10 protein-coding genes are annotated in these 23,506 nt (G+C 68.4%); 4 read left to right on the forward strand and 6 right to left on the reverse strand.

What is annotated here, in order from left to right:
* Positions 1-8: 8 nt before the first annotated feature.
* Together QFZ42_RS10730 and QFZ42_RS10735 are read left to right on the forward strand one after the other, a co-directional pair.
* Complete coding sequence (locus QFZ42_RS10730; RefSeq protein WP_307700939.1) at positions 9-13,688, forward strand: glutamate cyclase domain-containing protein; 13,680 nt, start codon at positions 9-11, stop codon at positions 13,686-13,688.
* A gap of 122 nt (positions 13,689-13,810) precedes the next feature.
* Positions 13,811-14,800 carry a helix-turn-helix transcriptional regulator gene (locus QFZ42_RS10735; RefSeq protein ID WP_307700940.1) on the forward strand — a complete coding sequence of 330 codons (990 nt, stop codon included), beginning with the start codon at positions 13,811-13,813 and terminating at the stop codon, positions 14,798-14,800.
* Positions 14,801-14,804: 4 nt separating this feature from the next.
* Here the strand turns inward: QFZ42_RS10735 and QFZ42_RS10740 are convergent, their stop codons facing one another.
* Entirely contained in the window at positions 14,805-15,692 is an 888-nt protein-coding gene (locus QFZ42_RS10740) for a helix-turn-helix domain-containing protein (RefSeq protein WP_307704211.1), read from the reverse strand.
* A gap of 285 nt (positions 15,693-15,977) precedes the next feature.
* Between QFZ42_RS10740 and QFZ42_RS10745 the strand changes: the two genes are divergently transcribed.
* A complete protein-coding gene (locus QFZ42_RS10745) occupies positions 15,978-16,946 on the forward strand; it encodes a helix-turn-helix transcriptional regulator (protein ID WP_307700941.1) in 969 nt (322 codons plus the stop codon).
* Here the strand turns inward: QFZ42_RS10745 and QFZ42_RS10750 are convergent.
* Complete coding sequence (locus tag QFZ42_RS10750) at positions 16,943-17,980, reverse strand: aldo/keto reductase (RefSeq protein ID WP_307700942.1); 1,038 nt, start codon at positions 17,978-17,980, stop codon at positions 16,943-16,945. The genes QFZ42_RS10745 and QFZ42_RS10750 overlap by 4 nt on opposite strands.
* 41 nt (positions 17,981-18,021) lie before the next feature.
* Positions 18,022-19,218, reverse strand: coding sequence for an MFS transporter (locus tag QFZ42_RS10755; RefSeq protein ID WP_307700943.1), 1,197 nt, complete (start codon positions 19,216-19,218; stop codon positions 18,022-18,024).
* 100 nt (positions 19,219-19,318) lie between these two features.
* On the opposite strand from QFZ42_RS10755, the gene QFZ42_RS10760 reads away from it, so the two are divergent.
* Positions 19,319-20,281 (forward strand): LysR substrate-binding domain-containing protein, encoded by a 963-nt coding sequence (locus QFZ42_RS10760; protein ID WP_307700944.1) that lies wholly within the window; start codon positions 19,319-19,321, stop codon positions 20,279-20,281.
* Here the strand turns inward: QFZ42_RS10760 and QFZ42_RS10765 are convergent.
* The 3 genes from QFZ42_RS10765 to QFZ42_RS10775 all read right to left on the reverse strand — a co-directional run bounded on the left by QFZ42_RS10765 (position 20,230) and on the right by QFZ42_RS10775 (position 23,431).
* Positions 20,230-21,000, reverse strand: coding sequence for a fumarylacetoacetate hydrolase family protein (locus tag QFZ42_RS10765; RefSeq protein WP_307700945.1), 771 nt, complete (start codon positions 20,998-21,000; stop codon positions 20,230-20,232). The genes QFZ42_RS10760 and QFZ42_RS10765 overlap by 52 nt on opposite strands.
* 93 nt (positions 21,001-21,093) lie before the next feature.
* A complete protein-coding gene (locus tag QFZ42_RS10770; RefSeq protein ID WP_307704212.1) occupies positions 21,094-22,071 on the reverse strand; it encodes a Bug family tripartite tricarboxylate transporter substrate binding protein in 978 nt (325 codons plus the stop codon).
* A gap of 115 nt (positions 22,072-22,186) precedes the next feature.
* Complete coding sequence (locus tag QFZ42_RS10775) at positions 22,187-23,431, reverse strand: pyridoxal-phosphate-dependent aminotransferase family protein (RefSeq protein WP_307700946.1); 1,245 nt, start codon at positions 23,429-23,431, stop codon at positions 22,187-22,189.
* Between the last annotated feature and the right edge of the window lie 75 nt (positions 23,432-23,506).

Here is a 23,506-nt window from a genome sequence, read left to right on the forward strand (position 1 = left end):
AATGAACCATGTTGATTGCGGATGGAGGCGGCAGCGCTCGCGTGCCGGTGAACGTACCCAACCCCGTGAACACGGCAAAGCAGCCTGCGAGTTCGGCCGAGTCGGACGCCGCGGCGCGCGCGCGGGAACTGCAACGCCAGCTGGAGGCGCTGCTCGAGAAGCTGCGCGAAATGCAGCGCCAAGCCGAAGAAGCCCGCAAGCGCGCCATCGAGGCGCAGCGCAAGGCCCGCGAAGCCAGGAAGCATGCCGAGGCCATGGAGGCCCAGGCAGAGAAGACCAAGCAACTGGCCGACGCCAACAAGGCCAAGAAGGCGCAGCAGGACGCCAAGCTGGAAGATGCGCGCGCCAAGAATGCAACCGCCGACGCCGACCTGAAAGACAAGAACGCCGCGCTGCTCAAGGCCGAAGTCAAGCAGAAGCGGGAAGAAACGAAAGCCCCCGACGCCAAGGCCTCCGCGGCCACCGACAAGAAGGTGCAGGACGCGAAGGCCGACCGCAACGACGCGCAGAAGACCAGCGACTTCTCGAAGCTCTATCTCGACTCGCAAGAGAAGGAGAGCAAGGCGCAGGACGCCGAGGCCAAGGTGGTCGAGCTGACGCCGACGCCGGGCCGTCCGTCGGCCACCATCACCGAGAAGGAGCGCACGGCGCTCACCAAGGCCGAAGACAAGGCGCAGAAGCTGCGCGGCGAGGCCGATGCCGCGACGAAGAAGTTCGGCAGCGCCGTCGGTGAAGAGGCCAACACCGAGTTCTGGGGCAGTCCGCCGGCCCCCGCCACCACGGCGGGGCCGCCCGCCAAGGCCACCGACGATCCGCTGCAAACGCCGCTCACCCAGCTGCTTCAAGTCTCGCCGAAGACCACCACCAACCCGGCCGCCAACAACGGCCTGGTGTTCACCCCGACGCTGACCTCCGGCACCGCGGGAACCACCAGCAGCAGCCTGCTCTTGCCGCCGTCGACCGTGTCGTCCGGCACCGGCACGAACGCGACCTCGCCATTCACCACCTTTCTCAAGACGCCCGAGCCGGTCGTCACGCCAGAGGTGAAGAAAACGCTCACTGGCATCGCGGACGGCAAGAGCGTGGAGCAGATCGCGAGCGACCGCAAGATGCGCGTCGACCAGGTGCTGTCGGAGGCCAACGCGGCGGGCGTCCAGATCACCACGGCCGCGCCGAAGGACGGCGTGCAGGCCACCACCATCGAGCGCGGCGATGCCTCGCTCACCTACAGCCGTGACGCGAAGCATGACACCCTGGCGGTCAAGGGCAATCTCCCGGACCCGAAGGCACCGTGCGGCCAGGAGGCCGTCGACGCGAAGGAGGACGGCAACGGGCGCTACAGCCAGACCACGAAAGACGCTAAGACCGGCGACACGACCACCACCACCATCGACAGCCGCGCCGGCACCCGCACGGTCAGTGTGGTGGACAAGAAAGGCCTGCGCACCGACACCACGACCTCGCTGACCGGGGGGCAGGTCACGCGTGCGGTGGACGACTACGAAGGCTATCTCGAAGTGGCCAAGGCCGCGGACCTGACGCCCGAGCAGCTGCTGGCGCTGAATCCCGACGTCGACTACGGCAAGGCGCTCAAGCCGGGCCAGGAACTGGTGGTGGCCGGCGTGCCGACCACGGTGAAGACTTTCAACAAGGACGGCTCGATGCTCGAGAAGACCACCGCGAGCGATGGCACGCTGCAGGTGGTGGCCACGAGCGCGAGCGGCCGCCGCACGGTGCTGATGGGCGAACCCGACGCCAAGAACGGCCCCGGCGAGGCGGCGCGCAAGTCGATCTTCGACGACAAGAAGTCCGTGGCCGAAACCGCCAAGGCGATGGGCATGACGGAAGACGAAGTGCTCGCGGCTCTGCCCGAAGGTACCGTCGATGTAAGCAAGGCCAGCGCCGACAACAGCTACATCGAGACCCGCACGATCTACGATCCCGCCACCAACCGGCTGGTGGTCGAGAGGAACGACTGGAACCATGGCGGCGGCAGCCGCGAGGACATCGACGACAAGACCAAGTACACGGTCACGCAGAAGAACCCGGAAACCGGCAAGTCCGAGCGCGTCGAGGCCAGCGGCGGCCTCGGCTACCTGCAGCACCAGGCCGAGGACAAGGCCAAGTACGCCGACAGCTACGGCGAGCAGATCGGCAATCTCGACAAGACGATTCGCCTCTACAGGCGCATGGGCGAACCGGTGGACGACCTGGTCGACCGGCGCAAGCAGCTGGTGTCGCAGCAGACCGATGCGCGCGGCGAGGCCACCATCGCCAACGCCAAGGCCACCTCGGCCCTCACCAAGCAGCAGCGGGTGACGATCGACGAGCAGGCGCGCGTGGCCTACCAGAACCTCGCGTATGCGCGGCCCGGCAGCAAGGACCAGGCAGAAGCCGCCAAGGCGCTGAGCGACCGCCTCGAATTGCTGGACCACGTCGACCGGATCGTCGACGTCGCCAACAAGGACGTGGACCTGGCCGAGGCCGGGTTCGACCAGGTGAAGACGCAGGATGCCAAGGTGCAGGCCGACGCCGACCTGGAGGCGGAATTCCAGAAATGGAAGCGCACCTGGCGCTGGAGTGGCCTCGACGAGAAGGAAATCCAGAAGCGCGAGGCCCAGGGCGCAAGTCCCCCAGGCCCGATGTACCGCAACGACGAGGAAGAGAACAAGGCGGCCTGGAAGGATTTCGTCCTGCAGCAGGAGATGATGGACGACCATGGTGAGAAATACCTCACCGATGCGGGGCGGCCCGCGCGCGATGCCTGGCTGAACCGCAACAAGGCCAGCGATGCGGCGCTCGACTCCGGCATCCGCTACGACCAGGCTTCCATCGCGAGCGGCGCGGCCAATACCCACCTGACGCAGGGCGAGGTCGACCGGCTGCAGCAAAAGAAGGACGCGTGGACGAAAGCCAACCCGACGGTCTTGCCGGAGAAGTTCAAGGGCCAGGAGAAGCTCGATGAACTCATCAAGAACGTGGCGGACGGCAAGATCAGCGACCTGAAGATCGGAGAGAACAAGAAACATTCGGAGTACCTGAAGACGGTGTCCGCCGCCGACCGCGCCGATCCCGAGGCACTCAAGAAAGCCGAGGACAAATACACCGAGGACAACCAGGAAGCCACCACCAAGCTCAACGGCCAGATCAAGGACATTTCGGAGCGGCCCCTGCGCGACAAGACGCGTTCGGTGGACGACTACATCGCCGAGTGGGGCAAACGCAATCCCGAGATCCAGAAAGAGCTGGACGCGCTGGGCACCGACCAGGATCAGCGCAGCCTGCGCGCGGCCGAATATCGCAGCGGGCAAATCCACAAGCTCCTGTCCGCGTCCGACCAGGGCAAGGAGCTCCAGGCGGCGATCAACCTGCGCTATTCGCTCACAGACCAGTGGCTGAAGATCGGGGACAAGGACGACGACCGCCTCGAGAAGGACCTCGAGGGCATCGAGAAGGGCATCGAAGGGCACACCTGGGTGCGTGACGTCTGGGGCAGCATGGCCGGCGACTCCGCCGAAGACGCCAAGAACTACACGGAGAAGCAGCGGGATGGGCTGCGCGACCTGCGCGACGACCTCCGCGCGGGAAGGATCTCGGCCTCGGAGTACGCGCGCCGCGAGAACGAGTTCATGGACGCCTACGACGTCCAGTCCGACAAGATGGCCGACCGGGTGCGCGACAGCGACGGCACCTGGAGCGTGGTCGACGATGCGGTGCGCATGACCGTCACGGCGGCTGCGGGCATTGCAGCCACCATTGCCTCGGGCGGCAACGTGGCCGTGGGCTTCGGCACGGCGATGGCGGTGAGTGCGCTGTGGGACACCACGGGCGACATCGTCGCCGCCGCGCAGGGGCGCGACATCTATGCCGATGGCCACACGTCGCTGTGGACGCTCGAAGCCAAGGCGCTGACCGGCAACGCGAGCTGGGACGACGTCAAGTTCACGTTCAAGGACGAGCTTGTCGACGCGGCCACCAATGCCGTCACCGCCACCGGCGTGGGTGCAGGCATCAAGACCAGCGCTTCGGTCAGCGCCAAGCTGCTGGCCAACGGCACGATGGTCGGCAGCAAAGGCACGCTGAACATCGCGGGCCGCGCGGTGGTCGGCGCGCGCGCGGGCGTGACCTCGCAGGCCTTCGACGGCACCGGCCGCGTCCTGGTGGAAACCGGACGCGTCGGCCTCGACGGCAAGCTCGGCACGGAAGAGGGCAACAAGCGCATCGGCGCCACCTTCGTCAGTTCGGCGGCGGGCCTGGTCACAGCGCCGCTCACGGGCGGCGTGTCGGGCGCCATTCCGCTGTGGAAGGCGGTTTCGCCGGCCGCGCAGGCCCAGGCGCAGGCCGGCGGCATTCCCGCCAAGCAGCAGCTGGCCTACTTCGGGCTCGGTGCGCAGTTCGTGAACGATGGCGTGGCGGGCTTGGGTACCGGTGACCTGATCGCGCTCGCGAACGAGGGCCGCCACATGAACCGCGGCGAGTTCATCGCGGCCTCGCTGCAGGTGATTCCGGGCACGCTCAACAACGTGGCGCTGCACCCGGCCATGGCCGCACGCGCACGTAGCCAGGCACAGGCCGCGCAGAACGCGGCCCCCTCCCGCACGCTGCACGACGAGCTCGTGCTGCCCGGCCTCGCGATGCCGCACCTGGCGAACGAAGACAGCCTGGTGCCCGCGCAGTTGTCGGAGGCAATGGCGCCGGGCGGGCGGGTCGAGCTGCACGTCGCCGCCGATGATCCGGGAGGTCCGTTGCCCCGCAACGGCGAAGCCCCGGACATCGATCCCGACCAGGCGGCGGCGATCCACGAGCGGCTGCGCAGCGCGGGCTTCGAGCAGATCCGCATCGAACGCAACCCCGATGCCGAAGCCGGCCAGCCGGGCTTCATCGTGCATGCCATCAAGGAAGGCGGCGAAATCCAGACCGACGGCGTGGTGCCGCTGCTCTCGCGCACGGTGCCGACCGAACCCGAGGGGCAGGACCCGTCCAACACGGCCGATGCCCTGGATGGCAGCAACAACGGCGTCGACGGACCGAACAACAACAACGACGCTTCCGACTACGCGCTGCCCCCACCCGGCAGCAGCCTGCACACGGTCAGCTGGAGCGGCACGCTCAGGGCCATCCTGCAATCGGGAGGCACGCTGCGCGACACCGCGTTCTACCTGCACGCCACGCCTTACGACGAGAACACCGGCTTGGCGCTCAATGCCACCGACAGCGGCCTGCCGCGGGCGGTGGACGGCGAAACGCCCGCGCAGCGCAAGGCCGCGTATGCCAGCGCGGACAGCCCCGAGGCGCTGGCCGCGCTGCCGCCCGCGCGCTACACCACGCTCAAGGAGGCGATGAATGCCGCGCAGGCCGGCAACGGCGATCGCGGGCACGACAACATCGCCCTTGTCTACGAGCCCAAGCTCGGCGCGGACGGCCGGGTGCCGCCGGAGGCGGTGCTGGCCACGGTCCACATCGACAAGACCGGCGAAGGCCCCGCGACGCTGCGCGACGTGAGCCCGAATCCGCACAGCGACATCGCCGAGACCGTGGCGCTGCGGGTGAGCTATCCGGTCGTGCAAGCCGCCACCCGCGCGGCGTCGGGGCTCATCCTGCCGGGCAGCGCCGCGCGCGACAACTTCCTGCATGTGCCGGACGACGCCACCGTCTACTACATGGACAGGTCGAAGCGCGTCACGCAGATTTCGGCCAATGATCCGCGAGTGGCGCAGGCGCTCGAACGGGCGCACCGCTCGCGCGCCGAATTGTTGCGCCTGCCGAGCCGCGAGCAGGGCCTCGGCCTCGACGCTGTGCAGGCCTGGCGCGAGCAGGCGGGCATGAAGCCGGTCGACCTGCGCGTGCTGAACCCGGAGGAGATGCCGGGCATGGAGGGGCGCTACTTCCAGAGCGAGGGCGTGGCGATCGTCGCGCGCAATCCGGCCCTGGAGCGCGAGGCGGGTGCGCGGCCGGTGCAGCGTCGGGTCGCGCACGAGAGCGGACATGGCCACGAGGGAAAGCGCGAGGTCTTCGTGCTGCGCGACGCGCAGGACGGCGACACGTTGAGGCCGACCTTCGACATCGAGCCGGTGAGCGGCCTGCTGCGTTTCGATCCCGAGTCCGGCCGCTACTCGGGCCGGGCGATCGAGGAGGGCGATGCCGAGCGGATGGCGCAGCAGTTCGACGAAGCAACCTATGGGCCGAGGTCCGTTGACGACAGCTACACCGGCCAACTCTCCCGCTACCAGAGACCGGGCGTCGACAGCGCCGACCACGGCGCATACACCGCCGTGACGCTCGATGCGATGCTGCGCATGACCCCTGGGCTCGAAGCCCTCATGGAACGCGCGCGCTTCTCCAATGCCGCACACCAGGAACTGCAGGAGGTTCTTGGCCGCAAGTTCGACGCCTTCTATGCCGGCGCCGAGGACTTGTCGTCACCGGCGCACCAGCAGTGGGCCAGCGACCTGTACAACGCCGTGCAGCGCGGCGGCCCAATACCCATGCGCCCCGCCGAGGGCGCGGCGCCCCCGGATGCACAGGGCCCGGTGGTGCTGAACAGCCGCCCCGTGCAGCGCGCCGCGAGCGCCGGCGACGACGGAATGCCGCTCAAGCCATCGGCCTTCGGCACCGATGGCGACTGGATGGCCGCCGCGCTGCATCTCGAGGACACGATCGCGCAGCAGCGCGAGGCCGGCCAGCCTGGCAAGCTGCCGCCCGGCATGATCCTGTCCGACGCCGACAAGGCCGTGACGCAGGCGCTCATGAAGAACCCGACCCCCGAGTCGCAGGAGTGCTTCGTGGTGTCGACCCGCCCCCCGAGCAAGGGCATCTTCAGCGGGGACGACGTGCGCGCCAAGCGCAAGGAGGTCTTCGACACCATCGAGAAGGTGCAGCAAGCGGTTTCCAAGCGCAGCGGCGGCGCATGGGTCTATCGCGTCGCGCCCGAAGGCGGCATCGGCGAGATGACCCGCGTCGGCAAGGCGCGCTCGCACAACATCCTCGGCGCTTTCTACGTCGGCAACGACAAGAGCGTCTTCCCCGTCGGCATTGCCAACCCGCAGTTCGACCGCTGGGACCTCACGGCGGCAGCCCCGGAAGGCAAGCCGCACGTCTACAACGCAACGCTCACCATGCCTGTCGGCCGTCCGGCCGAAGGCATCTTCCGCCAGGGCGGCATCGAGGAGGGCGCCGATGCAGCGACCGCGGCCATCGACCGCGCAGTGGCCGAGGGCCGTGCGCCGCGCGTGATGATCGCGGCGGGCTACACGATCGAGAACGGCCGCGCCGAGACCAGCGGCCCCGGCGGTGCGGCAGTGGCCGGCAAGGCGGCGCGCCTGTACTCGGGCCAGATGCATGGCGTGGATGCGCAGGTCACCTACGTGGCCGCGGGCCGCCGGCAGCGCAAGGTGCTCGAGGCCGCGCTCGAGGCGCTTGGCGAGCGCAAGGGCGAGCACTACGAGATCGTGAGCTTCAACGCGCGCGGCAGGCTCGCCGAGTGGCGCTCCGCCAGCCTGCTCAGGCGCCACCAGCCCGACCTGCTGATGGGCTTCGACGTGCCCGGCCGCACCGAGAAGGGCGAATACCACAACAGCCATGGCCAGGCGATCGGCTACCACACCGCCGCGCGCGACCAGCTCTTCATCGATGCAACGCGCAACGACCGCATCACCACCGTGGCCGGCTTCGACCTTGGCAACGAGGTGGGCGGCGGCCATCCCGACGTGCACACGCGCGTGCAGCCCGCGCCGAACGGCACTCCCATCGCCTCGATCGTCACGGCCGACGTGGCGATGACGGGCGGGCGCACCAACTGGGTCGGCTATGCCTTCGGCACCGAGGTGCTGCGGCGCGCCGGCGCCTTGAGTGCCGTGCCGGACGAGCGCGCCATCCGCAGCATGGTCATGGACATGATGAAGGCCGGCGGCGTGGACAGCGAGACGCGCAGCCGCGTGCCGTTTTCGACCGATTCGCGGGGGCGAACCTCGGGCGTGGGCGGCATGTCGCCCGACGTCGAGGCCGCGGTGGCCGCGATGCTGCGCATACGCGCCGAGAAGATCCACATGGCGCCGGCCATCGACCTGCGCGGCGTGCGGCTACGGCTGGGCGTGTTCGATTCGGGCTCGGGCGGCATCATTGCCGCGGCCGAGATCAAGCGCGTGGTCGAAGAGACCACGGGCGCGCGCGTCGACCTGGTGATGGTGGGCGACCACGGGGCGGGCACCTACGGCCCCAAGACCAAGACCGAAATTGCCGACCACACGCGCGCTGGCCTCGAGACGCTCGACAAGCTCGGCGTAGACCTGATCGTGATGGCGTGCAACACCGCGTGCACCTCGGGCAAGGGCGAGTACGCACGCGGCATCAACGCGCCGGTCATCGACCTGATCGACAGCACGCGCTCCTTCCACAAGGGCCTCGTGGACCGGGGGGAACGCGTGGTCGCGTTCTCCACCGAGGCGAGCGCGACGCTGCCGCTGCCCGGCACGGACCTGATTGGCGTCTACCGCGACAAGGATGTGCTGCCGGTCGGCGGCACCGACGACGGCTTCGACGTGGCATCGATCGTGAACCAGTACATGGCCGATCCGATGAACGCCGACATGCGGGCGCGCATGCAGGGCGCGGCCGACCACTATGCCGACAAGATCCTGGCTGCGAAGTCCGATGTCACGACCGTCTCGTGGTGCTGCACGCACTATCCCGAGCTCGAGCCGTTCTTCACCAAGTCGCTGCAGGACCGCGGCCGCTCGGATGTGAAGATGATCAATCCGATGGCCCACCAAGCCATGCGGGCCATCGAAGTGGCCGAGCATCTGCCGCCGGGCACCGGCACGGGCCCAAGCCGGGCCATCGGCATCACCACGGCGGTGGCCGACAAGGCCGAGGCCATCCGCACCGGCACCGATCCAGGCAAGGCCACCGTGCAGCAGAGCGAGGTGCTGCAGACGCTGCGCATCGCACTCCAGCGCGACGACGTCACGCTGGTGCCGCTGAAGAAGCTTGGCGCAGACGTCGACGTCGGGGAGGCCCAGCGCCTGCTCGACCAGGACGAGGCCGGCGATCCCATCGATGCGCTGCAGGCCTTCGATCCGTCGGGCCGCGGGTTTCCGATCCACGTGCCGGGCGGCGCCTATGCCGCGGCAAAGATGCTCGGCGACGCCGGCAAGGTCGCGGTGGTGGCGGGCTTTCCGATCCGCACCGCCGCCGGCCGCGTGGCGCCCGAGTCGGACAGCACCAAGGGTGCGGCGGTGCTGGCCGCCGGGCTGGCCAAGCTCGGCAAGGACACGGTCTGCATCACCATTCCCGCCAACGTCAAGCCGCTGAAGGCCGCGCTCGCGGTGCTCGGGCGGGGCGACATCGAGGTGCGGGCCTTCGGCCTGAAGATCGGCCCGCACGCCGAAGGCGAAGCCCTGCGGATGCTGCAGCGTCTCAACCCCGACGCGATCATCAGCGTGGAGGCGCCCGGGCGCGATGCCAAGGGCCAGTACTGGAGCTCCACGGGCGAGCGCGTGACCGACCACGTGGCCGCGCTCGATGAATTCTTCTATGCGGCGCGAACGATCAACGAGGGCCGCAGCGGCGCTGCGAAGATCAAGCAGCTCGCAATCCTCGACGTGGGCAACGAGGTCGGCGGCGGCAACGTCGACAAGCGCGTGCGCCGCGCACCGGACGGCCAGCGCATTGCTTCCGAAGTCACGGTGGACCAGCTGGTGACAGCGGGCGTCGGCAGCTGGGGTGCGGACGCGACCCTGGCCGCGCTCGAGGTGCACCACAACCGCAGCGACCTGCTGCCCACGGCCGACGAGGTGCGGCGCGTGATGCGCGCCATCACGCGCGAAGGCGGCGTGGACAGCCAGTCGCGCACCGGCATCGACCATGCCGCCGGCTACGAGCCGACGGTGCACGTGGGCGTGACCGAGCTCTATCGGCAGGCGGCGCTGCAGGTCAAGGCCGACGGCGGCCCGGATCCCGAAGGCGGCGCGGCGCCGCCGAAGGGCGCGGGGCCGAAGCCCGGGGGTCCCGGCCCGGCCGAGCCGCAGAGCGCCGCTTTCCGCGGCGACGAATGGCCCGAAGTGCATGCCAGGCTCACGAGCGGGGGCTTCGGCAACGACAACATCTACGTTTACCGCGTGAAGGGCCAGCCCGACCTGTATGGCGACCAGGCCGCCGCGGTAGACCTTCCGCTGCAGCAGATCGCCGGCCAGGGCCGAGCGGCCAAGGGTACGGATACGGTGCGCTGGTACGGCAACAGCACGCCCGGCAAGGGCGTCGGCGGGCTGATGCCGCGCCGCGAGATGGGTGCCAAGTTCGGCCTGGAACCGAAGGAGGCCAAGGAAACCGTCTACCGCGTCAAGAACCGCGAGACGGGAGAGATCACGCGCCAGACGGAGAAGCCCACGACCGAGCAGCGGCAGGACCCGAACCTGCTGATCCGTTCCAGCAAGGTGCGGCCGCCGCGCGAGGCGCTGCCGCAGTCGACCGACGACTGGTTCATCGTGTCGAACCAGTCGCCCACGCGAATCGATGCCGCCAACGGCCTGCGCGGTGTGACGCGCGGCGACAGCAGCTTCACGCTGCCGAGCGTCGAGAAGAAGGCCACGCTGCCCACGGGCTGGAGCGTCAGCAAGGTGATCAAGCGGCAGATCACGCTGGGCCTGGTGGCCGCGGTGGGCATCACCACGGCCAATGCCATCAGCCCGATCGACACCGGCCATGACGTGCCGAGCGGCGTGGTCGGGCTGCCGCGCAATCCGATTTCCGCGACCGCGCCCCACAGCCATGGCGAGCCCGGCTTCCGGGCCGCGCCCGAAGCCTTCTCGGTACCGGCCGAAGTGACGCTCGGCCTGGCGCTGCACCAGCAGCACGAGGCCGATGCACTGGCCAGGCAACCCGGGGCCGACCCTGCCGACGTGCGCGCGCTGCAGGCCAAGGCCGACGGCCACTGGGGTGCTTTCTCGGCGGAGATGCTCAAGGCCATCCGCAGCGATGCGCAGCGCGGCGCGAATCCCGTCGCCTCGGCGAACCGGCAGCGGGCGCAACTCGTCGCGCTCGGCAAGTTCGACGCACGCAGCGACATTGCGGTGCGCGATGCGCTGCGGGATTCGGGCCTGCTCAAAGGGACCACGGCGGACGTCGAGGCGCAGATGGACTATGCGCAACTCGTGGCGGAGCATCCCGCGCTGGCCACGGACAAGAGCCGCGAGCTGGCGCGCCAGGACCCGGCCGCATTCGCGACCGCGACGCTGATCGAGATCGGGCCCGATGGCCGTGCCTACCAGTCGTTGGTCGAGAACAACGCCTCCATGCTGGGCCGGCTGTATTCGGAAGGCGTGGTGAAGGAACGCCTGGCCGAGGGCGACGTGGCCGGCGCCGCGAAAGAGGCACGGCAGCGGCTCGATGCCAGCCGCGACGCGGCCGAGCGCGACAAGGCCGCCGCCGGCCTGCGACCGCTGTTCGACGCCGAGCGCACGCGCGCGATGGGGCAACTCGACGACATGCAGATGCATGACGTGGGGGACTATCTCGCGCAGTACCGCGACGCGCCACCCGAAGTCGGCGAACCGGTGGCTCAGGGCGCGCTCGACCTGATGCACCGGAACCTGCCGCGTGCGAGCGACGACCTCGCCAGCATGGCGCAGTTCGAAAAGTTCGTCGAAGGGCTCGCCATCGTGGCCGATGCCGCCGATGCGCGTTCGCCGACCTCGGCATGGTCGGAGCGCTTTGCCACCGAGCTGCTGAAGGACCGTTTCGCCGCCCGGCCCGAGTTCGCCGCCAGCCTTCCGCGCGCGGTGGAGGGCGCGGTCGTGCAGGGCGGCGCGAAGCTGCCGGTCGAGCTCGCAAATGCGCTCGAGCGGCAAGGCCGCGGAGATCTGCGCGACAGCGTGCTCGGGGGCATCGACAAGGGCGTGCAGGCGCAGAAGCAGCACCTGGGCGAAGCCATCGGCAACCTGCGCGGTACCGCCGGCTACAACGCCACCGGCGCTTCCATGGCCTTCTACGTGGCGAACTTCTCCGACGGCACGCCGCAGGGCGTGGCCAACGCGATGGCGCAGTACCGGCGCGTGAACCCCGACGCGGCCGCCAGGGTGGACGATGCCACGCGCGTGGTCGGCGAATGGGGCCGCACGCTCGAGCAGACGCACGAAAGCCTGCACGGCCTCCGCGTGGGGGCCAAGCCCAGCGAGGCGGAGCAGGGCCTTGAAGGCACGCTCAAGAACGTGTACGACAGCGACGACGTCAAGCTCGCGATCAGCCAGAGCCCGCAGCTGCGGCAGACGCTGTTGAGCCGCGCCAGGCAGGGCGTGGCCGATCCGCGCACCATGACCGAGTACCTGATCAACCCGGTCATGTTCGTCACGCGCCACGTGTCGGGCACCACGCGCATGGTGTGGTCGATGGTGGCCGACGCGCAGTTCAACGGCATGATGGCCGAGCCCGTGAAATATGCCGAGCGCTGGAAAGCTTTCAAGCTCAAGACCGAGAAGATGGCGAACGTGCTGGGCCTGAACGCGAACGAGGTGCGCCAGGGCACCGCGCTGGTCGACGAGTACGTGGGCTTGATCGGGAAAGTGGACCCGGGCTTGTCCGATGCGGCGCGCATCAACGAGTACGCGCGCCTGGGCGGCGAACTCGACGGCAAGCTGGGTAAGTTGCTGGGGGTCGGCGCGAAGACCATCAACAACGCCACCAACGCCAACACCGCCTTCGGGCAGGCGCTGCGCTGGGTCGCCAATGCCGGCTTCGTGACACACAACGTGAGCACCGAACTCACCAACCTGCGGCCCCTGGCCAACGGCGTGCAGGACTACGCGCAGTGGTACCACCGCATCTATGTGCCGACGCAGGCCTTCTTCATGGCCAAGCCCTACACCACGCTGATGGCCGAGCGCTCGCTGGCCGGCAATCGCGTGATCGACGGCGCGGCGGCCGACGTCGAGGGCAAGATGGCCTGGAAGTACGTGTTCGGCCTCGGCACGGCGGGCGTGGGCGTGGCCGACCTCTCGCTGGCCGTGGGGCAGGCGAAGACGGTGCCGACCTGGGTGACCTACACCAACATCGGCATGGGGGTCGGCGGTGTCGTGGACGGCGGCGTCGGGCTGGTCAACGTGACCGGCATGGCCCTCACGCGGGCGGGCGCGGTCGAGCTGGGCGCGCTGCTCGCGATCCCGGGCGAGGTTGCCACCATCGGCGGCCTGGGCGTGGCGGTGTTCACCGGCATCAAGCAGTTCTACAACATCGCCCATCACTACGACCAAGTCGATGCCCGCGAAGCACAGCGCGATCCGGCGCTGCGCAACGCGCTGGTCGACCGCGGCTTCAGCGATGCGCAGGCCAGGGCCATGCTCGACTGCACGCACGAAGGCGTGTCGCCGATGGTGGCGTGGAATGCCTTGATGAAGTCGCAGGGCAAGACGGTGGACGAGGGCATGGCACTGCTGCGCGACCGTCTCGCCAAGGATGGGCCGCACGGCATTCCGGCCGACGAATGGGTGCGCGTGATGCACGGCCTGACCGACGACAGGATGAACGACAACGACGGCAGCTTCCCCGCGAGCGATCCGAACGCCGCCGAGGCCGGACAGATCGTGGTGCGGCACATTCCGGTGCGCGGCGGCAGCGTGGCTTCGGAATCGACCGTGCTGCCGCAGAGCATCGAGGGCCTGGAGAACTACGCGCGCGAGACCTGGAATTTGCACATCTGATCCGCGCAGCTGCGCCGCTGTGAGCCGAAAGTTGTAGCGCCGAGCCGGCCATGCATTTGCGTTATGGCGCATACCGCAATTGCCATTGGTGCGGCAGTGCGGCCGCTCCTAGACTGGTTGCAATGAACGCATTTGCGACCCTGATCGGCTCCGCCGCGATCCCGCCGTTACTGTTCGCGCGGCGCCGCGGTGCTGCTCCGGCGGTGGCAGCGCGCAGGGGGGCGGCGCCCATGGTGCCGCCCGGCGGCGGCGACGATCCGGCCGGGGCACTCCCTCTCTTCTATCCCGACGACAAGCCGGCACCGCCGGCCACCGCCGATTCGCAGCGGCATGCGACCGGGCTCGTCGCGGCGCTGCGCGAGGCGCGCGAGCCCGCGGCGCGCCAGGCGCTCGTGAAGGCGCAGTTGCGCTCGATCGGCTTCGAATGGCTGGGCTACGCGACGATGGAAACACGGCAGGGCGTTCTGCGGCCCGTGAGCTTCCTCACGAGCCATGCGCATGAAGCCTGGGCGCGGCGCTACTTCTCGCAGCGTTGGCACCAGGTCGACACGCGCTTCAAGGATGCGCCGGTCTCGGGCCTGCCGCTGGTGTGGGACCTGGAATCGCTCGCGCAATCGCAATGCCGGCAGCCGATGCAGGCCGAAGCCGAGGCCGTCGGCATTGCCGCGCGGCAACGGATGCTGCTCGACGGCCTGGAGGCCGCCGGCATTCGCAGCGGCATCTTCTTCCGCCTCGCGTCGCCGGGTCAGACGCACGAGTTCACCTTCATCAGCCTGTTGTCGGGCACGCCTGGCCGGCGATGGATTCTCGACGGTGCGGTGGGCCGCGCGCTGGTGCTCGGCCTCAGCGTGCATGAGCATGTATCGCGCCATGTCCAGAAGCCCGGCGCCGCGCTCGACTTGGACGGTCTGTTGCCTGCCAGGACGCCGATGTCGGCCACGCAGCAATCGATTCTCGAATCCTTGCTGCGCGGGCTCAGCGACAAGGAGATCGCCTACGCGCTGGGCCTGTCGAGCCATGCGGTGGACTATCACATGCGCCAGCTCAGGCGCCGCTTCGGCGCGCGCAACAGGGTGCAGCTGGTGAGCGCCGCGGCGGACTGGCAGCCCTGAGGGCTCAACCGACGATGCCGTTCCGCGCCGAGGCCGGCTGCAGGGCGTCGAGCGCCGAGAGCCTGCGGTAGTCGCCAGGCAGCACCGCATAGGTGCCGAGAAAGGTCTTGTGCAAATGGCTCTGGTCGGTGAAGCCGGCGGCATGCGCCGCATAGGTGACGCGGGCGCCACCCGCGATGAGGTCGCGCGCGTACTCGATGCGGTGCCCCACCAGCATTTCATGCGGCGTGAATCCCATCGCGCCCTTGAAGCGGCGCTGCACGTGCACCGGATGCAGGCCCGCCGCATCGGCCAGGCTGTCGAGCGTCATGCGCTGATGAAAGCCGGACACGATCAGCTCATACAGCCTGTTCATGCGGTCGTCGCTGCTGCCCACGGCGCGCGCGGGCGGTGCGCACAACGGAATCCATCGGGCCAGGCGTTGGCGCAGCAAGGCGCGGCCCACCGCGCTGTCTTCTTCGTTGCCGATGCCCGTGCCAGTGCCGGTGGACTCCCGCAGCAGGCGGTGGCACTCGATGAATTCGGCGGCCGCCGAAGCATCGAGGAAGACCGAGACGCCGACATCGTCTTCCGCGCGCGCCAACTGCGTGCTTTCGTGGGCGGCGCTGATGCAGCGCGCGACGGCCGAGCTGCAGTACATCGCGTCTTCGTGCCATGGCGCGCTGCGCGCCTGCACCGCGTGCCAGACCTGCGGCGCGATGCGCAGCAGCGTGCCGGGGGGGACGACCGTCACGCGGTTGCCGGTGCGCACGTGCAGTTCGGTGTCGGACACCGAGAGCGTGAATCCGACGTGCCTGTGCGGCCGAATCTCGCGATGCAGCAAGGTGTTGGCGGTCAGTTGAAGACCTGTGAGGTCAGCATCTCGCCAGTAGCGGGAAGCCTGGAGTTCCATCAAAGGCGGGGTCCCTCGAATGTCGTTCTTGTTGAAGGCAGCAAGCCGCATGCCAGTGTGGGCGGCACTCCTGCAAGTGTCCATCATGCGTGACGGAGTGGACTGGGTGCGCAGTTCATGCAAAGGTATTCAATTGCACGCGGATGCAGGATGCGATGGCGTGCCTTCGCCGCTGCCGATGCGTCCGACGCTAAGAATCTACAAGGCGGCGCCATCGCCCTTTGGTAGTTTGGCTGCAAGCCCGCAACGCCGACCGGTGCATGCGGCATCTCCATCAGGCCCCTCATGATTCCTTTCAATTTGTTGCCACGTGATGCGGCGGCATCGTTGCCGGACGCGCGCGGTTTCGACCCGGCAATGCAGCCGGCCGAGGCGGCCGAGCCACCGCTCGACGCTCCGTTTCCGCAGCTTTACTCGGAAGAGCAGCTCTATCTGCCCCCATCCGCGGACCGGCATGCGGAAGGCGTGCCGGGCGTCGTCGGCGATCTGTTGAATGCTTCCGGCACCAAGGAGCGCCGCGATCTCATCGAGGCCATGCTGAATGCGCTCGGCTTCGATTGGCTCGGCTACGGCACGATCACTTTCCTGCGCGGGCGCTGGTGGCCGTTGAGCTTCTTCACCGCGCATGCAAACCCCGAGTGGACGCAGCGCTACTTTTCGCATCGCCTCTACGAAATGGACTTGCGGCAGCCGGGCGTGCCGGCTTCCAGTTTGCCGCTGGTGTGGGATGTCGAGCAGATCGAGGCTGCGCCTCTGGCCGCGGCCACATCCGCAACCGAGGACGTCGCCGGACGGCGGCAGCGCTTTGTCGACGATCTGCGCGCGAGCGGCATTCGCAGCGGATTGATGTTTCGCCTGGCATTGCCGGCGCAGGTCAACCAGCACACCGTGATCAGCCTGCAGTCGAGCGAGCCGGGCCGCCGCTGGATCACCGACGAGGTTGTCGGCCAGGCCCTGACGCTGGGCCTGAGCTTGCACGAGTACGTGCTGCGCCATTCGCGCATGCCGAGCGAAGCGGGCGCGGCGGCGCGCATCGAGATCTCGCCGACGCAGCAGTACATTCTTCAGCACCTGCTGCAGGGGCGCAGCGACAAGGAGATAGCCAACCGTCTCGACCTGTCGGCCCACACCGTGGACTACCACATGCGCCAGCTGCGCCGCCGCTTTGCCGCGCGCAACCGCGTGCAGCTGGTGAACGCGGTGCAGCAGGGCGACAGCGATTTCGGCGTGCTCAGCGATCTGGGCGATCTCTAGGCGAGTACCGCCACCGGACTGCGTTCGGCGAACTGGCCGTTCCAGTACGGGTAGTAAGGGTAGGGCGGTGTTACCGCGCTGGCCGCGTCGAGCCGCTTGATCTGGTCGGCGCTGAGTTGCCACCCTAGCGCGCCGAGGTTCTGTTTCAGCTGCTCTTCGTTGCGCGCACCGATGAGCACGCTCGACACGGTGGGCCGCTGCAGCAGCCAGTTGAGCGCAATCTGCGGCAGCGTCTTGCCGGTTTCCTCGGCGACCTGGTCCATGGCATCGACCACGCGGTACAGGCGCTCGTCGTCCACCGGTGGCGCGAAGCCGGCGGTTTCGTGCAGCCGGCTTCCGGCGGGCAGCGGCTGGCCGCGGCGCACCTTTCCGGTGAGGCGGCCCCAACCGAGCGGGCTCCACACGATGGCGCCGAGGCCCTGGTCGATGCCCAGCGGCATCAGTTCGAATTCGTAGTTGCGGCCGATCAGCGAGTAATACGTCTGGTTGGCCACGAAGCGCTGCAGGCCGAGCCGCTCGGAGGCCGAAAGCGACTTCATCAGTTGCCAGCCTGAGAAGTTCGATGCACCGATCAGCCGCACCTTGCCCGCGCGCACCAGGTCGTCGAGCGTGTCGAGCACCACCTCGACCGGCGTCATCGCATCGAAGGCGTGCAGCTGAAGAATGTCGATGTAGTCGGTGCCCAGGCGCTTGAGCGCGGCATCGGTCGCGGCGATCAGGTGGTGGCGCGACGCGCCGACATCGTTCGGCCCCTCGCCGGCACGCAGCGAGAGCTTGGTCGAGATGATGGCCTTGTCGCGGCGGCCCTTGAGGGCAGCGCCAAGAATCGATTCCGAGGCGCCGTTCGAATAGACGTCGGCCGTGTCGAACAGCGTCACGCCGGCATCGAGCGCCAGATCGACGATGCTGCGCGCGCCTTCGACATCGGTGTTGCCCCAGGCGCTGAAGAGCGGGCCCTGTCCGCCGAAGGTGCCGGCGCCGAAGCCGAGTGCGGGGACCTTGAAGCCGGAGCGGCCGAGAAAGCGTTGTTCCATGATGATGTGTCCTTGCTTTGTTGTTGTCGTTGAGTGCGGGTTCAGGCTTGCGCGGATGATGCGCAATCTGCCGGAGCGCCATTGCTGTTTTCACGCCGATCGATCGAACGGCTCCAGAGCGCAATCGCCAGCCCCGCCAGCGTGAGCAACGCCGCCACCCAGCCGAGTGCGCGCAGGCCCGGGCCATGGTCGATGACCGCGCCGCCTGCCCATGCGCCAAGCGCATTGCCCAGGTTGAAGGCTGCGATGTTGAGGCTCGAAGCCAGGTTCTGGCCGGCGCCCGAAGCCTTCTCGAGCACGCGCAGCTGCATCGGCGCCACCGTCGCGAACGAAGCGATGCCGAGCAGGCCGACGAACACCACGGCCGTGAACGGCGTTCCGATGGTGAACTGCATGGCGCCGAGCACCGCGGCCAATGCCACCAGCGTGCCGAGCACGGCGGGCATGGTCGACTTGTCGGCCAGCTTGCCGCCCAGGATGTTGCCCACGGCAAGGCCGCCGCCGAACACCAGCAGGATCGGCGACACGGCCGATTCGGGCAGCCCGGTGACTTGCGTCAGCAAGGGCTGGATATAAGTGAACACCACGAAGACGCCCGCAAAGCCGAGCACCGTCATCGCCAGACCCAGGAGCACCTGCGGCCGCGCGAGCACCGCGAGTTCGTCGCGCAGCGGCGCCGGCTTGGCTTCGCCCTTGACGCGGGGCACGAACAGCGCGAGCACGGCGAAGGCCAGCACGCCAATCAGCGTCACGGCCCAGAAGGTGGCGCGCCAGCCGTACTGCAGCCCGAGCCAGGCACCGGTTGGCACGCCCAGCAGCGTGGCGGCCGTGAGGCCGGTGAACATGATGGCAATGGCCGAGGCGCGGCGTTCCGGCGCCACGAGCCCGGTCGCCACCACGGAGCCCACGCCGAAGAAGGTGCCGTGCGCCAGCGAGGTGACCACGCGCGCGGCCATCAGCAGCTCGTAGTTGGGCGCGAGTGCACAAGCCAGGTTGCCGAGCGTGAAGATCGCCATCAGCGCGAGCAGCACGGTCTTGCGCGGCAGCTTGCGGGTGGCAATGGTGAGCAATGGCGCGCCGACTGCGACGCCGAGCGCATAGCCCGAAATCAACAGTCCGGCCGCGGTGATGGAGACATGGAGATCCGCCGAGACCTGCATCAGCAGGCCCATGATGACGAATTCGGTGGTGCCTATTCCGAAGGCACCGGCGGTAAGGGCGAGTAGAGCAATTGGCATGATGCCTCTACTGTGCGGGTTATCTCCATCGATGACTAGAATGCCGCTTGGACATAGACTTGTGAGTTGAAGTCACAATAAACGGATACAAGGAGCCATCATGCCGCGCATCGACGTCAACCGCTCCGGCGAAATGGAAGCCTTCGTGCAGGTGGTCGAGTCCGGCGGTTTCTCGGCCGCGGCGCGCCTGCTCGACATGACGCCTTCGGCGGTGAGCAAGCTCGTTGCACGGCTCGAGCTTCGGCTGGGCATCCAGCTGGTGCACCGCTCCACGCGCAAGCTGCAGCTCACGCCCGAGGGCCTGCATTTCTACGAGCGCAGCACGCGCGTGCTGGCCGACATGGACGAGGCCGAGCGCTGCGCCGCAGCGGGTGCCGCGCCGCGCGGGCGTGTGAGCATCAACGCGAGCGTGTCCTTCGGGCACCACAAGCTGGTGCCGCTGGTGCCGCGCCTGCTCGAGCTGCATCCGCAGATCACGCTCGACATTGCGCTGACCGATCGCATCGTCGACCTGATGGACGAGCGCGCCGACATCGCAATCCGCTGGGGCCAGCTGCCGCCGTCCGACCTGGTCGCGCGCCGTTTGGGCGAAACCAGCCAGGCCATCGTGGCCTCGCCCGATTACCTTGCGAAGTACGGCACGCCGCGCACGCCGCAGGAGCTGGAAGCCCACAACCGCCTGGGCTGGAGCTACCGGCGCAATACGCCCGACTGGCCGTTGCGCGTGGATGGGCGGATGATCTCGTTGCCCGTGGCCGGGCCGGTGCGCGCCGGTGACGGCGAAACCTTGCGCCAGCTGGCCATTGCCGGCGCGGGCGTGGCGAGGCTGTCGCTGTACCACATCCAGCACGACGTCGATGCGGGCCGGCTCGTGCCGTTGCTCGAGGAATTCAACCCAGGCGAGGTGGAGCCGATTCACGCGGTGTACATCGGCAAGGCCGGCACCTTGCCGGCGCGCGTGCGCGCGGTGCTCGACTTTCTGGTGGCGTACTCGGGCGTGGGGGGAGGGCGCTACACGATCAAGCGAACCGCGCCGATGCCGGGGAATTCCGCGGTCACCTGATCGCCGCGGCGGCAGGGCAGCACGCCGACCCACGAGCCGGTGGTAACGACCGTGCCGGCCGGCGCAGTCTGCCCGTGCCGCGTGACGTGGCGCAGCCAGGTCGGCAGCAGCCACGCCGGGTCGGCCAGCGGATGCGTGCCTTCGCGCACCACGGCTTCCGCATCGCCGATTTTTGTCTCGCAGCGCTGCGAAGCCCAGTCGACAGCCGCATACGGTTGCCATTCGCCGAGCACCAAGGCGCCGTGCACTTGCGAATCGGCAAGGCGAAGCAATGCGGGCGTGGCGGCCAGGTCCTGCCAACGCGAGTCGACGATCTCGACCGAAACGGCCATGGCATCGATGAGCGAAGCCGCGTTGCCGTGGTCGAGCTTCGCGGCCATGGCGGGTGTCACGTCCTGGCCGAGCCGCAGTGCGATTTCGGCCTCGATGCCGGCTGCGTGGAACGCGAGGTCATTGAAGTCGGCTGGACTCTGGCGCACGCCGGCCGGAGGCAGCGGCGCATGCGTGAGCGTGGCGCTTCGCGAGCCGCCGCCGGATTTCCAGCAGCCCGGCACCGCGCCGGTTTCGAACCAGCCGAGTGCGGAAGCCACGGCGTCCTGCACTTCATAGGCCTGGGTTGCGTCTTGCAGCGCATCGGTCCAGGGCGCGGCGTCGAGGGTGCAGTTGCTGCGGCGCGCGGCGATCAGGGCGTCGGCGAGGGCTGTCGTTTGCGGGTTCATTTGGAGATTTTCTCAGTTGCCGTTTTCGGGGCGCGTGCACAGGCCACCGGATACCCCGTCGGCGGGAGCGCGCCCTGAACAGCCGCACCGCACTCAAGTGTCCACATGCACCTTGCCGTCCTTCACCACCTTCGCCCACTTGGCGATCTCGGTGGAAATGAACTGCTTGAACTTGTCCTGCGAGCCGCCGCCATCCTCGGCGCCATAGGTGTCGAGCTTCTCCTGGACGTCGGGCATCGCGAGCGCCGCGTTGACGTCGCGGTTGACCTTGTCGGCAATGCCCTGCGGCAGTTTGCCCGGCCCCGCAAGGCCGTACCAGGTGGTGGCCTCGAAACCCGCGAAGCCCTGTTCCTGCATGGTCGGCACGTTCGGATGGCCCTTGGCGCGCTTGGCGCGCGTTTGCGCCACGGCCAGTACGCGGCCGCTCTTCACGTGCGGCGTGGCCGCGGTCATCGTCTCGAAGCTGTACTGGATCTGGCCGCCCATCAGGTCGGCCAGCAACGGGCCGCTGCCCTTGTACGGGACATGCAGCGCGTCGACGCCGGCCTGCAGCTTGAACATCTCCAGCGCCAGGTGCTGTGCCGAACCCGCGCCCGCGGAGCCGAAGCTCACCGTGCCGGGCGCCGCCTTGCATGCGGCCACGATGTCTTTTGTCGTGAGCGCCTTTTGCGCCGGGCTGGCGATCAGCAGGTTGGGCGTGACGCCCACGAGCACGATCGGCACGAAGTCGCGCTCCACGCTGTAGCGCAGCTTGGGCTGCAGGCTGGGCGCGAGCGCGTGGCTGTTGATGTGCGCCATGAGCAGTGTGCTGCCGTCGCTGGGCTGCTGCGACACGTATTCGGCCGCCAGCACGCCCGCCACGCCGCCCTTGTTCTCGACGATGACCTGCTGGTTCCACATCACCGTGAGCTTCTGGGCCACCACCCGCGCGAGCGCATCGGTGCCGCCGCCTGGGGGAAAACCCACCACGATGCGCACCGGCCCCGAAGGCCACTCCTGCGCGAAGAGGCGGGGCACGCCCAGCGTGGCGGCCGCGGCACCCGCGGCTTGAATCAGCGAACGTCTCTGCATCATCTTTGTCTCCAGTGCGTGGTGGGTCCGATGCGTGCCGGGCCCGAAAGCCTGGCAAGGTGGTGGATCGCTGCCCTGCTTAAGCGGTGCGCTGCGGCCCGTGTGTTGCTTGCTGCTACGCCGCCTTCTGCAGACTGGCAGGCGCCGCGGCGTGGCTCGCGAAATGGTCCATGGTCGCCTGCACGCCGCTGCCCGCCAGCTTGATGCCGGAAAGCTTCATGCCCATCTCGACGCCCGCCACCATGGCGACCAGCGTCAGGTCGTTGCTGTCGCCCAGGTGGCCCATGCGGAACATGCGGCCCTTGAGCTTGCCGAGGCCGGTGCCCAGCGAAAGATCGAAGCGCTGGTGGATGAGGCGGCGCAGCGCATCGGCGTCGACGCCTTCGGGCGTGATCACGCCGGTGAGCACGGGCGAATACACGGCCGGGTCGGCGCACTGGATCGGCAGGCCCCAGGCATTGACCGCGGCGCGGACGCCCGCCGCCCAGCGCTGGTGGCGCGCGAAGACGTTGTCCAGCCCTTCGCCGAGCAGCATGTCGAGCGATTCCGAGAGGCCGTAAAGCAGGTTGGTGTTGGGCGTGTAAGGCCAGTAGCCGTCCTTGTTCATCTCCACGATTTCGTCCCAGGCCCAGAATGCGCGCGGCAGCTTTGCGCTCTTGGAGGCTTCGAGCGCGCGCGGCGAGAGTGCGTTGAAGCTGATGCCCGGCGGCAGCATCAGGCCCTTTTGCGAGCCGCTGATGGTGACGTCCACACCCCATTCGTCGTGCCGGAAATCGGCGCTCGCCAAACCCGAGATGCTGTCGACCATCAGCAGCGCGGGGTGGCCCGCCGCATCGATGGCCTTGCGCACCGAGGCGATGTCGGAGGTGACGCCGGTGGAGGTCTCGTTGTGCACTACGCACACGGCCTTGATCTTCTTTTCGGTGTCTTTGCGGAGGCGCGCTTCGATCAGGTCGGCCTGCACGCCGCGGCGCCAGCCCGGCGCGGCGGGCAGTTGCTCGTCCTTGCCGGTCCAGGCGAGGAACTCGGTGGAAAGCCCCAGCCGCGTGGCCATCTTCTGCCACAGCGACGCGAAGTGGCCGGTCTCGTACATCAGCACGTGGTCGCCCGGGCTCAGCGTGTTGGCGAGCGCGGCCTCCCATGCGCCGGTGCCGGAAGCGGGATAGATGGCGACCGGGTGCTTCGTCTTGAAGATCTGCTTGATGCCGCCGAGCACCTTGAGCCCCAGCGTGCCGAACTCGGGTCCGCGGTGGTCGATGGTGGGCAGGCTCATGGCCCGCAGGATGCGGTCGGGCACCGGGCTCGGGCCCGGAATCTGGAGGAAGTGGCGCCCCGTGGGATGGATGTCGAGTTGCAGCATGGACTGTCCTTTCGCTTTCAGTTTTGCATTCAAAATTGATTTGAGCATGAGGGTTTACGCCTAATTCTCAGAATT

The sequence above is a fragment of the Variovorax paradoxus genome, from assembly GCF_030815855.1.
GTDB classification, from domain to species: Bacteria; Pseudomonadota; Gammaproteobacteria; order Burkholderiales; family Burkholderiaceae_C; genus Variovorax; species Variovorax paradoxus_M.